Raw genomic sequence first — 12660 nt, 5'->3', positions numbered from 1 at the left:
CTTATAGGATAGGATGGATTAACCAATAAATTCATCTTAATTTGAATTGTCTTCATAATTAAGGAAAATTGGGTAGAAAAATGTAAAATTTTATGCAGTTTCTAATCTTTTATTTTATCAAAGAATCATTGAGTTTCAATTAAATAGTGAAATTCTCTTTCTGAAATCTGCATGGTTTGACACATAAAATGATGTAAATTGCAGTAACGGGTTACATCAATTTCACTATGTGGGTCAGATGACTTTAATAAAAACAGTTGCTTTCCAGATACTTTTTTAAGCTCACGTTTTAACATTAATAAAGGCATTGGACATGGTTGGCCAAGCGCATTAATTTCAATAGGGGTAATAGCAGAAGAGGTAGTGCTCATTCATCATAAAAACAACTAAAAAAAATATTCTAACAAATTTTCTTATGAACTCTAGCTGTTTTATAAAATTATGAGGTCACGGATTCTTATAAAAATTCTAGTCATAAGGTGTTTAAAAAAAGAGCTAAAAAATAGGGGAAATATTTGAAAAAAATTCTATTAATTGTCATAAACCCGTGTTAAGCTCGAACCGTTTTAGGGATTACCACACAGTTAAATTGTTTTAATAACCTATAACAAATGGATGTAACCGGAAATTGTTGATAGTTTTACAGAATGATTACAAGCTTTAAGATTATAAAAATTTTAAATCCTTGTTTACTCTGCTGTTTGCAACACCGGAAGGTCCTTTTTTCATCATCTGAGGATTGACTTATGACAGCTCGTGAACAAGGCGTAGTAAAGTGGTTTAATGACACTAAAGGCTTTGGTTTTATTCAACGTAACGGCGGCGACGATGTATTCGTTCACTTCCGTGCAATCGTAGGTGACGGTCACCGTTCTCTACGTGACGGTCAACGCGTAGAGTTTAGCGTTGTACAAGGTCAAAAAGGTTTTCAAGCTGAAAACGTTCAGCCTTTAGACTAAGACTAAATTCATCTTTTTGATGAATCATGGACGCTCCAATTTTTGAATTGGAGCGTTTTTGTTTATAATGATCTTCTCATTCGAGAGATTGTTTGTTAGAGCACGTATTTATGACATCTGGTTTTGAAACCTTGAATTTACATCCGCAACTTAAAAAGGCGATTGATGCTTTAGGGTTTACTCAAATGACCCCAATTCAGCAAAAGGTTTTAAAATATACATTAGCCGGGCATGATGCAATTGGGCGAGCACAAACAGGAACAGGTAAGACAGCTGCCTTTCTGATTAGTGTAATCAATGATTTACTCAATAATCCAATTAAAGAGCAACGTTTCCGTGGTGAGCCTCGTGCTTTAATCTTGGCACCTACTCGCGAGTTGGCATTACAAATTGAAAGTGATGCGAAATTTCTCACAAAATTCTCTAATTTACATGTCGTGACCCTATTGGGTGGTGTCGATTTTGATAAGCAGAAGAAGCAACTTGATGCTAATTTTGTTGATATCATTGTTGCTACACCTGGCCGTTTAATTGATTTCGTAGAACAAAAAGAAGTTTGGCTCGATCAAATTGAATTTTTAGTGATTGATGAAGCTGACCGTTTATTAGATATGGGCTTTATTCCTTCGGTAAAACGTATTGTTCGTTATTCACCGCGTAAGGAACAACGACAAACCCTCATGTTTTCAGCGACATTTAGCTACGACGTATTAAATTTGGCAAGACAGTGGTTATTTGAACCTGTAACAGTTGAAATTGAACCTGAACAAAAGACCAATAACGATGTCGAACAACGTGTTTATGTTGTAGCTAAACAAGATAAATATCGTCTTTTACAAGATATTTTGCGTGAAGAACCGATTGATAAGGTCATGATCTTTGCAAATCGCCGTGAGCAAGTGCGCCGCCTATATGACCATTTGAAAAAAGATGGATATAAAGTGGGAATGCTCTCGGGTGAAATTGCTCAAGACAAACGTATGAAAATGTTAGAGCAGTTTAAGCAAGGTAAACATAACATCATGATTGCAACCGATGTTGCTGGTCGTGGTATTCATGTAGATGGCGTATCGCATGTAATCAACTTTACTTTGCCTGAACAGTCTGATGATTATGTACACCGTATTGGTCGTACTGGTCGTGCAGGGGCACAAGGTGTAAGTATTAGTTTCTTGTCTGAAGATGATGCTTTCTATTTACCAGAAATTGAAAAAGCAATTGGTAAAAAACTACCGCTCACACGATTAGATGGGTATTGCTAATAAAAAAAATCCCAATCAGTTGATTGGGATTTTTTTCACTTAATTAATTTTACAGTAAAAAGTAAGAGTGGTTTGGTAATCATCATCTTTTGCTAAAGACGCATTTTTACCGGTTAAACTACCAATGACGCCTGCTGCGGCTTCTACCATTTGACCAGTTTTTTCACTGACTACATCTTTTAATACACCATGATAAGTGGTTTTTTCATCAACAATAACTGGGGTTGTGCTCTTAGAGCAGGTTTTTTGTGCGGCAGTCACTGCATTGTTTTTTGCGATTAAATTAGTTTTACCAATACCAGTTACTTCAAACTGATTATTTTCTTTTTGAATTGCTAAAGTGTTTTTAGGAGTAGTTGCACAAGCACCTAGTAATAAAATAACGCTACTCATTGCACTCGCTAAAATTATTTTTTTCATGATTCACCTAAGTTAACCGCCAAAAGATAGGGTTATTTGAACATAAGTTTTCTAATTGATTTTGAAGACGTTGTATGAGTTTTGAAGTTTTGTATTAAAAAATGTCAAACTATGAGTTCGCTAAGTTTATAAGCTAGATTCCATGGTGGATTAACGGTAGATTATGCTAATCTATTTCGAATTTTTGAGTTAGATCAATATTAATGACGGATTCAGCAATACAAATAATTCACCAAAATATTCATCAGCGTCAGTCTATTGGCCAATTAATTGAACCCGCTCCAAACTCAGATCAATTAGAGTTGGCTTTTCAGGCTGCTTTAACAGCTCCAGATCATCATAGACTTAAGCCAACACGTTTTGTAATTGTTTCTGGCGAACAACGTGGAGCTTTTGGTGAGGTTCTAGCAAAAGCTTTGGCAGATTTAGGTGAAACTGATCCTGCTCAACTTGAACGCGTTAAGCAACATCCTTTTCGCGCTCCGCTACTTATTTTAGCGCTTACTCAGTTGCAAGATCATCCCAAAGTGCCACATTTTGAGCAAATCTTAAGTACAGGTGCGGCAGTACAAAATCTTTTGTTATCTTTGCAAGCTCAAGGGTTTTCAACCATGTGGCGTAGTGGTGTTGTTGTCGAATCAAATTGGTTAAAACAGCATTTAGGTTTGCAACCCCATGATTTAATATCAGGTATTATTTACGTTGGCACAGCAGCTAAAGCAATCGCACCGCGTGCAGATATTGAAAGTAAAGAATTCGTAAAAGTTTGGCAGGCTTAAACGTCTGTAAAAGTAAGAAATAGGATAATAAAGCATGGCTGAATTTAAGTTTACAGATTTGGTGGAACCTGTTGCGGTCGATAAAAAAACGGCATTACGCATTACTGTTTTAGGCGGCGGTAGCTTTGGTACGGCCATGGCTAATTTGGCTGCTCGTAATGGCTGCGATACCATGATCTGGATTCGTGATGCCGAAACAGCTGAAGAAATTAATAAAACCCATATTAATAAGCGTTATTTGCCAGACTTCACTTTAGAATCTTCATTGCGCGCTGTTTCGGATTTGGAACAAGCTGTATGTGATCGAGATATTATTTTGGTCGCAATTCCTAGTCATTCTTTCCGCGATGTTTTAAAACAAATCGCGCCTTATATTACTGCACAAGCGGTTGTTTCTTTAACCAAAGGTGTTGAAGCTAAAACGTTTAGTTTTATGAGTGATATTATTCGTGAAGAATTACCAGAAGTTCCATACGGTGTATTGTCGGGTCCAAACCTTGCCAAAGAAATTATGGCAGGTATGCCATCTGGTACGGTGATTGCAAGTGATTCGGAACTTGTTCGTTATGCTGTACAACATGCACTGCATAGTGCGTTATTCCGTGTTTTTGGTAGTGATGATGTGCATGGCGTTGAATTAGGCGGTGCGCTTAAGAATATTTATGCAGTCGCGATGGGAATTGGGGCAGCATATAAAATTGGTGAAAATACTAAGAGTATGATCTTAACGCGTGCTTTGGCTGAAATGAGCCGTTTTGCGGTAAAGCAGGGTGCAAATCCACTTACGTTCTTAGGTTTATCTGGTGTTGGTGACTTATTTGCGACTTGTAATAGTCCATTGAGTCGTAATTATCAAATCGGTTATGCATTAGGTTCTGGTAAGACACTTGATCAGGCAAGTAAAGAGTTGGGACAAACTGCAGAAGGTATTAATACAATTGTGCAAGTGCGTGGAAAAGCAGAAGAACTGGATGTGTATATGCCAATTACTAATGCTTTATATGAAGTAATTTTTGAGGGTGCTCCACCATTAAATATTGCGCTTTCACTTATGAAAAATGGACACCGTAGTGATGTTGAGTTTGTTTTACCTCATCATGAAGTCTGACGAATAAATGTCATAAATTGTGGTTATAATGCAGGAATTATTAACAAGGAAATTTTATGCAACTGACATTAGTTCGTCATGGGGAAGCTGCTCCGCCAGTAAATGGTAATGATATTAAACGTCCACTTACTGTGCGTGGACATGCACAGGCTGAGCAAACAGCAACATTTTTAAAAAATATTGTTAAGCCAGATATTTTTGTTGTAAGTCCTTTACTGCGTGCTCAAGAAACATTAGCGCATATCCAGACATATTTTAAAGATGTGCCTGTATTGTTATGCGATAAAATTAAGCCAGATGATGATGCAAGAGAAGCGGTTGAGTGGTTGTCTCAAATTCCTTATGAGTCGATTGTGGTGGTTTGCCATATGAATGTTGTCGGTCATATTGCAGAGTTACTTACTCATGAGAACTTCAATCCATTTGCCCTTGCTGAAGCTAGAATTTATGATCAAGCTGTTATTGCAAATGGTTTATCAACACAAAAGAATAGTTTTATACCCACAATATAATTAAAAGGTTATTTAGCCGACATGCTGTATATAAGGATGCCTGAAACCAATGGAACATGGCATTGGTCTAACGGAGAGAACTGGTTGCAGGCTACAAGTCTCGATCAATTAATACAAGACTTGCAAATACACCAAGGAAAAGAAGCTACAGTCTTTTTTCCGAGTCGTCATGCTCAAATGCTTCAGCAAACTATGGCAAAGTCTCACTATAAACAGCTTGGGGCTGATGGGGTTAAATATCTACTTGAAGAGTTTGTGACTTTGCCGATTGATCATATGAAAGTGGTTCATCATTTTCATGGCGATCAGTTAACTATATTGGGTGTTGCTCAGGGGATGGTTGAGACATGGCAACATTCTTTAGCATTGTTACCAACTAAACTTGCGGCCTTACTACCGGATTTTCTGATTTTACCTGAACCACAAGCTCAGCAAGTTATTCTGTGTAATATTGATCATCAACTCTTGGTGCGTGAAAATAAGTGGTTGGGCAATTCAGTTGATGATTTGGGGCTTTTTTTAGAATTTCAGGCAGCTGAAACGCATTATCAATATAGCGGTTTAACAGTAGAGCAGCTCGAAAGTTTAGAGGCGGCTTCAAGTGCTGACGAACGTTCTGAGTTTATTTATCAATTCCAGCCTTTAGATAAAACTAAACAACATCCTTTTAATGTTTTGCCAAAGTCAAAAGGCCAAGAGCGTACTTTTTCTAACTATTGGAAAGCTTGTGCAGCTATTGTTTTAGCAATTATTGTGGTGCAATTTAGCTATGATTTATTGCGTTGGGTTAAATTGAAAAAAGTGGCGAACCAAACCTCTGACCAAACAATTGAACAATATAAATACTGGTTTGGGCCATCTAGTCGCGTAACCGAACAAAATATTAAAGGTCAATTTGAAAGCCATTTAAGAATGAGCCAGCAGGGTGATACTCAAGCACTTTCTTTGTTAAGTCGTGTGGGGCCTATTTTAATGCAAAGACAGATTTTGGCTCAGCAACTTAATTATGATGCTTCAATCCTAACAATGGCATTAAAAGCAAAATCGGCAGATGATTTACAAGCTTTGACACAACAATTGAATCAGCAAGGATTTAAGGCTGAGCTAGGTAATGTCCAAGCAAATGGTAGTGGTGCAATTGGGGTGGTGAAAATACAATAATGAAAATGTTAGCTCAATTGCAAAATCGTTTTGATCAGTGGATTGAACAAGTTCTTCAATATTTGGATCGTTTAACGGTCCGTGAACGTATTATGGTTATCTTTACTACAATTTTTGTGGTGGTGGCTATCATTGGCTCTTCGCTTTGGAAAATGCATTCTTTGGCAGAACAACAGCAAAAGCGCTTAAATGATTTAAAAGATCTGATGGTGTGGATGCAAAGTAATGCTGTTACTATGAAGCCTGCAAATGAGCTTGAACTTGATAAGTCTGGAAAAATTCAAAGAGTCGCTCAACAGCAAGGTTTAACTGTGACTTCTCAGCAAAATGGAGAGCAGTTACAAATTGTTGTAACACATCAAAATTATGCAATTTTAGCTAACTTTTTAACACAACTTGCACAGATGGGTCTTAGTATTCAGAAGATGGAAATGGTTTCCAGTGAAGGTCAGATTAAATTAACAGCGACAGTTCAATAACATATCAAAATATGCTTATGTCAAGCATGGTGTTTTGTGCTACCTGTGCCTATAATATGCGTACCTAAAATCAGTAGATTGTGATTGGTATGTTATATTCACTTGCTCGCCCGATGTTGTTTAGTTTAGCACCAGAGCGTGCCCATGAATTAACATTATCCATGCTTGATAAAGCACATAAGCTAGGCATGATGCGTCAGGCTGTACAAGCAAAGCCGACCAAATGTATGGGAATCGAGTTTCCTAATCCTGTAGGTTTGGCTGCGGGGCTAGATAAAAATGGTGCTCATATTGATGCCTTAGCCGGATTAGGTTTCGGTTTCATTGAAATTGGCACAATTACACCTCGCCCACAATCAGGCAATCCAAAACCACGTTTATTCCGTATTCCTGAAGCTAAAGCCATTATTAACCGTATGGGTTTTAATAATGATGGTGTTGATAAGCTTATTGAAAATGTTAAAGCTTCAAAATTTAGAGGCATTTTAGGAATCAATATTGGTAAAAATGCCGATACGCCTGTTGAAAAGGCGGTTGATGATTACTTAATTTGTCTTGAGAAAGTTTATAACTACGCATCATATATTACAGTTAATATTTCATCTCCAAATACTAAAAACTTGCGTAGTTTACAAAGTGGTGATGCGTTAACTGAATTGTTGCAAACACTAAAAGCACGTCAACTTGAGTTGGCTGAGCAATATAATCATTATGTTCCTTTGGTTTTAAAAGTCGCTCCTGACCTTACGGCTGAAGATGTTGAATTTATCTCTGCACAATTACTTGATTTTAAAATTGATGGTCTTATTGTGACTAATACGACTTTATCGAGAGAAGGGGTTGAAAACCTGCCTTACGGTAATGAGTCAGGTGGCTTGTCAGGCGCTCCTGTATTTGAGAAAAGTACAGAATGTTTGCGTTTATTTGCTCAATCACTAAAAGGACAAATTCCTTTAATCGGTGTGGGTGGTATTTTGTCTGGTGAGCAGGCTTTAGCGAAACAACAAGCTGGAGCAACACTTGTTCAAATTTATAGTGGTCTAATCTATACGGGACCAACACTTGTAAAGCAATGTGTTGAAGCTATGACCTAATTGAACATGAATACTATTGATATCATCATTCTAATACTTTTGCTCATTGGGGGGCTAAACGGTTTGCGACAAGGATTTATAAAAGCCTTTGCGAACTTGGTAGGATGGATTTTTGCATTAATTATGGGTGCAAAATATGCTGTTCTTCTAGCTCCGTCAATGTCGGGTTTAAGTCAGGATCCGGTGGTTCAAAAGATTGCGGCTTTTGCATTTATTGCACTCATTATTATTGTTTTAACTTGGATCGTCACTGCAATTTTAAATGGCCTCTTGAAAAGTTTGAAATTGGGGCCATTAAATCGTTTAGCAGGTGGTGCTTTTGGTTCCTTAAAAGGTTTACTAGTTGTTCTTGTTACCATGCAAGGCGTAGGACCTTGGGTTGAAAGTTCAGCAAACTGGAAACAGTCCATACTTATACAGTTTTTATTGCCTTATGCGCCTTTAGCAACAGAGTTGTCTAAAGATGCAGCAAGTGAGGCGTATCATCAGATAACATCTGGAGGTAGTGCATCAAGCACTCCTTCAAAAACAATGGACGAATCGGATGAATCAGAAACCCGATCCGACCATTCAACAAAGAATCCTTTTTATTAATTCCTAGCTTGTCTGCGAGGTTGCTATGTGTGGAGTTGTTGGTATAGCCGGTAAATCGCCAGTGAACCAAATGTTGTTTGATGCATTAACGATGTTGCAGCATCGTGGGCAAGATGCAGCTGGAATAGTAACCTGCCATGAAGGCCGTCTTTTCCTTCGTAAGGATAACGGTATGGTGCGTGATGTCTTTCATACTCGTCATATGAGAGCATTACTTGGTAATTATGGTATTGGCCATGTACGCTACCCAACTGCTGGATCTGCTAGCAGTGCTGAAGCTCAACCATTTTATGTGAACTCACCTTATGGGATTACACTTGCACATAATGGTAACTTAACCAATGCAGAAGAAATTCATGATGACCTGTTTAAAACAGATTTACGTCACATGAACACTGATTCTGACTCAGAAGTTCTTTTAAACGTTTTCGCACATGAGTTGCAAAAGAAAGGAACGTTAAACCCTACAGCTGAAGATATTTTCCATACAGTTTCTCGTGTGCATGAGCGTTGTCAAGGTGCTTATGGCGTAGTAGCTATGATCACTGGTCATGGTTTGGTTGGTTTCCGTGATCCAAATGGTATTCGTCCACTTATTTATGGTTCGCGTGAGACTGAACAAGGTGAGATGGAATATATTATTGCATCAGAGTCTGTAGCGATTACTGCACTTGGTTTTAAAATCGAGCGTGATATTGCACCAGGTGAAGCAATTTTCATTGATTCAGAAGGTCAATTATTCACTAAACAATGTGCAGCAGAACCAAAATACCGCCCATGTATTTTTGAATATGTTTATTTTGCTCGTCCAGATGCAATTATTGATGGTATTTCAGTTTATAAAGCCCGTTTAAAAATGGGTGAAAAATTAGCGCATAAAATTTTGCGTGACTGGGGTGAAGACCATGATATTGATGTGGTTATCCCAATTCCAGATACCAGCCGTACTTCTGCACTAGAACTTGCAAATATTCTTGGTGTGAAGTTCCGCGAAGGCTTTATGAAAAACCGTTATATCGGTCGTACCTTCATTATGCCGGGTCAACAACAGCGTAAAAAATCTGTACGTCAAAAATTAAACCCTGTTGAGTTAGAGTTTAAAGGTAAGAACGTCTTATTGGTGGATGACTCTATTGTACGTGGTACTACGTGTAATGAGATTATTCAAATGGCGCGTGACTCAGGTGCGAAAAAAGTATACTTTGCTTCAGCAGCACCAAAGGTGATGTATCCAAACGTTTATGGTATCGATATGCCTGCTAAGACTGAGCTTATCGCTTCGGAACGCAGTGTAGAAGAAATCCAAGAAATTATTGGTGCTGACCGTTTAGTATTCCAAGATTTGGAAGACTTGAAGAACGCCGTACGTACAAGTAAGGTTCCTACATTGACTGAGTTTGATTGCTCTGTTTTTGATGGTATCTATGTAACTGGTGGAATCGATGCAGACTATCTGAATAATTTGGAGCAGAAGCGTAATGATTCTGCGAAAAAGAAAAAAGATGGTTATATTGATGTCAATATTGATGCAGCGTCAGTAGATTTGACGGGTATTAAAGAAGAATAGAAATAGCCGAAAAAAGCGGGTGTTTCCCGCTTTTTTCTTTTATGATGAAACTTAACAATGTAATTGGGATTATTTACATTGAAAGAAGTAAGCCACTATTTAATCGAAAATAAGAATATGGCATGGTCCATCACTATGTGTTTGGTCGCTGTGCTTTTAACTATTTTTATTTTAAATCTCATTTTGGGTTTACTTGTTCATTTCTTTGATTATAGCCAGCCAATTTGGTGGCATGCTTTAAGTCCATATTTTGTTGCTCTTTTGCTTTTTATTATGGTTTGGTCTGTGGTGACCGAGCTTTATATTTTGCGTAAAGGAGGACATTCTCTTGCTAAACAGCTTAAAGCGCGTCGTTTGGTAAAAGGTGAGAGTACACCGGAAGAACATGCGGCATTAAAAATTACAGAACATTTGGCGCAAACATTTTCTCTGAATATTCCAACACTTTATGTTTTGCCTGATGAAGTAGGAGTGAATGCATTAACTGCAGGTTTTCACTCAAACGATATTGTCATTATTTTGACTTGGGGAGCTTTACAGAATCTAGATGAACTAGAACTGTATGGTCTATTGGGTCATGAGTTTAACCAGATTTTATCCGGTGAAGCTGTAGAAAATACTAAATTAAAAATTTTATACAGTGGTTTAACAACCTTTAGTCAATGGGGCAGTAAGCTCGCCAAGCAGGGTTTTAAACGTTACAGTCCTGGTTATAAGCATAAATTTGAAACAGTCTTTGTAGCTGTTGGTGGTGTAATCTGGCTGGCGGGAAGCTTGGGTGTATTAATCACACGTTTTATTAAATATTTAACATTAAGTGGTCGTACGTTTCGCAACGACCAAAAAACCATGCGGTTGCTAAAAAATAGTACGAATACCCAAACTTTATTGCGTATTTATGTTCACCATTCAGGTTCGCAAATTCATAGTGCTTATTCTGAATCTATTGCACATATGTGTTTTGCAAACTCACTTAGCCCTCAAAGTTGGATGAATATTCACCCAAGTATTCGTGAGCGTATTTACGAACTTAATCCAACTCTATTGCAAGATTTACAATTAGAAAATTTAAAGAAACTTCGTAATAGACCGTTATTTAGTCTTTTTCGTTCATTAGAAGAATCTGAAACGGAAATTTATATTCCGTGGTCATCACCACAACCTTTGCCTTTGTTGCGCCTTTCTCCAATCAGTTTTGCATTAAATGATGCGATTAAACCTTTAAGTAATGATATTCGACGTAATAAAAAACGCCCGGAGCTCATTCAGCGAGCATTGCAAACCGCTACTGGTTCGCGTGAGGTGATGGTTGCAATTTTAATGATTCGCCAATATCGAGAATTTATTCCACAAGAAGCTCCGGTAAGTCATTCAATTGTCGATGCTTTGCTTAATTTAGATGGTCGTATTCATATTCAGATATTTCACGACGCATGTAAAAATATTGGCCATATGCCTGCAAGTATTGCGCGTCAATTTTTGACCAAACTGGCTCTCATTATTCAGGAAGATGGCGAAATAGGACTGCTTGATGCTTTGTTGTTAGAGCGGGTTAAATATGAATTGAACCTGATGCCACTTCATTTACCTACGGCATTTGAAGAAGTAAAGCCTCAAATAGTGCGTTTAATTGATGCACTACTTCATGTGCAGCAAATTAATAGTCCAAACCAGTTGGAAGTCCGTGAACGTATTTTACGTTCATTGCTAAACCCGGATGAAATGAATATTTATGATGAAATTTCGGATGAGCCTTTGGACTTGGCTGAAATTTTAAATGACATTGCTGGGCTTTTACTTCGTGATCGTTTAAGCATTTTGGCAATTGCTGAAATGTGCTTATGGAGTGACCGAATTATTACTCAAGATGAACTGGATGTGCTTGAGTTGCTCTATTGGCGATTTGGTTTTGAGTCCGATGAAATTGTAGAGCAAATGCAGAAGAAAAATAGCGTTATGATTATTTAAGAAACATATGTGGTTTTGAAAAGAGATCATTTAAAGAAAACGCTGAAAAAAAATCAGAAGCCCGTTAGAATGTGAGTAGATTAGAGGTACTGATTTAAACATGATTGGGCAGCAAAGAAATATACTGGCAACTTTAGGAATCGATGTGTGGATTCCTAGAACACAAGTGTGCCAAAAAAATAATGCTCATACTTTATGGCGTGATCAGGTTGTTGAGCCTCATGTTCCAATTAATATACCTATTGCTGTAGATATTCCTGCATTTGAACAGGTACCATCTAATCCTGAACTGCTTGAAGTTGCTAAAGTGGTTGAGGAGCCTTCAATAGCCATTGTAGATGTTCCGCAGCCTGAAGTGGTTGTAGAAAAACCTATAGTTATTGAGCGAGAGGCAATTGCTCCATTTGAGTTGCAGGCTTATTGTCTTGAAAAGTGTGTAATCTTTGTTGATGTAACTGCATTAGAGAAAGAGGAAAAGCAACTTTGGGCAAATATACAAAAGGCCAAAGTTGGACATTATGCTGAATTAAGGTGGCCTTTTCCATTAGCAGCTTATCAAGATCAACGCGGTGTCGGTTCATATATTCAAGGTTTTTTAGATGCTGTAGCGGCAGAAAAAAAGATTTTGTGTTTAGGTAAATGTACCTATATTCAACATGCAAATATTATTCATTTAGCTAGTTTAAAAGAAATGTTAGATAAGCCTCTCCTTAAAAAAAGGCTGTGGCAACTTATGCAAGATAACAATGAGTAGTAG

General features: G+C 37.6%; 14 protein-coding genes. 12 read left to right on the top strand and 2 right to left on the bottom strand.

Annotated elements, in window-relative coordinates:
• Nucleotides 1–125: 125 nt before the first annotated feature.
• Nucleotides 126–371 (bottom strand): sulfurtransferase TusA family protein, encoded by a 246-nt coding sequence (locus tag ACLCEG_RS06845; protein ID WP_039254768.1) that lies wholly within the window; start codon nt 369–371, stop codon nt 126–128.
• Between the two features lie 375 nt (nt 372–746).
• Between ACLCEG_RS06845 and ACLCEG_RS06840 the strand changes: the two genes are divergently transcribed.
• Nucleotides 747–959 carry a cold-shock protein gene (locus tag ACLCEG_RS06840; RefSeq protein WP_000126912.1) on the top strand — a complete coding sequence of 71 codons (213 nt, stop codon included), beginning with the start codon at nt 747–749 and terminating at the stop codon, nt 957–959.
• A 110-nt stretch (nt 960–1069) separates the two neighbouring features.
• Nucleotides 1070–2221 carry an ATP-dependent RNA helicase RhlB gene (gene rhlB, locus ACLCEG_RS06835; protein ID WP_410566782.1) on the top strand — a complete coding sequence of 384 codons (1152 nt, stop codon included), beginning with the start codon at nt 1070–1072 and terminating at the stop codon, nt 2219–2221.
• A gap of 39 nt (nt 2222–2260) precedes the next feature.
• Here the strand turns inward: rhlB and ACLCEG_RS06830 are convergent, their stop codons facing one another.
• On the bottom strand, nt 2261–2641 hold the full coding sequence (locus tag ACLCEG_RS06830; RefSeq protein ID WP_019457108.1) for a hypothetical protein: 381 nt from the start codon (nt 2639–2641) through the stop codon (nt 2261–2263).
• 203 nt (nt 2642–2844) lie between these two features.
• Here ACLCEG_RS06830 and ACLCEG_RS06825 point away from each other — a divergent pair, with 203 nt between their 5' ends.
• The 10 genes from ACLCEG_RS06825 to ACLCEG_RS06780 all read left to right on the top strand — a co-directional run bounded on the left by ACLCEG_RS06825 (nt 2845) and on the right by ACLCEG_RS06780 (nt 12657).
• A complete protein-coding gene (locus tag ACLCEG_RS06825) occupies nt 2845–3420 on the top strand; it encodes a nitroreductase (protein ID WP_410566780.1) in 576 nt (191 codons plus the stop codon).
• A 34-nt stretch (nt 3421–3454) separates the two neighbouring features.
• On the top strand, nt 3455–4528 hold the full coding sequence (locus ACLCEG_RS06820; RefSeq protein WP_019457106.1) for an NAD(P)H-dependent glycerol-3-phosphate dehydrogenase: 1074 nt from the start codon (nt 3455–3457) through the stop codon (nt 4526–4528).
• 56 nt (nt 4529–4584) lie between these two features.
• Nucleotides 4585–5040, top strand: a complete 456-nt coding sequence (locus ACLCEG_RS06815) for a SixA phosphatase family protein (protein WP_410566778.1) — start codon at nt 4585–4587, stop codon at nt 5038–5040.
• 21 nt (nt 5041–5061) lie between these two features.
• On the top strand, nt 5062–6201 hold the full coding sequence (gene gspL / locus ACLCEG_RS06810; RefSeq protein WP_107972916.1) for a type II secretion system protein GspL: 1140 nt from the start codon (nt 5062–5064) through the stop codon (nt 6199–6201).
• Nucleotides 6201–6680 carry a type II secretion system protein GspM gene (gene gspM, locus ACLCEG_RS06805; RefSeq protein ID WP_410566776.1) on the top strand — a complete coding sequence of 160 codons (480 nt, stop codon included), beginning with the start codon at nt 6201–6203 and terminating at the stop codon, nt 6678–6680. The genes gspL and gspM overlap by 1 nt, the downstream gene beginning before the upstream one ends.
• Before the next feature lie 89 nt (nt 6681–6769).
• Complete coding sequence (locus ACLCEG_RS06800) at nt 6770–7774, top strand: quinone-dependent dihydroorotate dehydrogenase (RefSeq protein WP_019457103.1); 1005 nt, start codon at nt 6770–6772, stop codon at nt 7772–7774.
• 6 nt (nt 7775–7780) lie between these two features.
• Entirely contained in the window at nt 7781–8368 is a 588-nt protein-coding gene (locus ACLCEG_RS06795) for a CvpA family protein (protein WP_004700582.1), read from the top strand.
• A gap of 25 nt (nt 8369–8393) precedes the next feature.
• On the top strand, nt 8394–9935 hold the full coding sequence (gene purF, locus ACLCEG_RS06790) for an amidophosphoribosyltransferase (protein ID WP_019457102.1): 1542 nt from the start codon (nt 8394–8396) through the stop codon (nt 9933–9935).
• Between the two features lie 78 nt (nt 9936–10013).
• Nucleotides 10014–11903 carry a M48 family metalloprotease gene (locus ACLCEG_RS06785; protein WP_039254776.1) on the top strand — a complete coding sequence of 630 codons (1890 nt, stop codon included), beginning with the start codon at nt 10014–10016 and terminating at the stop codon, nt 11901–11903.
• 100 nt (nt 11904–12003) lie between these two features.
• Nucleotides 12004–12657, top strand: a complete 654-nt coding sequence (locus ACLCEG_RS06780) for a hypothetical protein (RefSeq protein WP_410566774.1) — start codon at nt 12004–12006, stop codon at nt 12655–12657.
• Nucleotides 12658–12660 lie beyond the last annotated feature (3 nt).

This window comes from Acinetobacter sp. H1(2024), from assembly GCF_046557555.1.
In the GTDB taxonomy this organism is placed as follows: Bacteria; Pseudomonadota; Gammaproteobacteria; order Pseudomonadales; family Moraxellaceae; genus Acinetobacter; species Acinetobacter seifertii.
The sequence above is the reverse complement of the archived record's forward strand: the minus strand, read 5'-3'. Positions and strand labels throughout refer to the sequence as shown.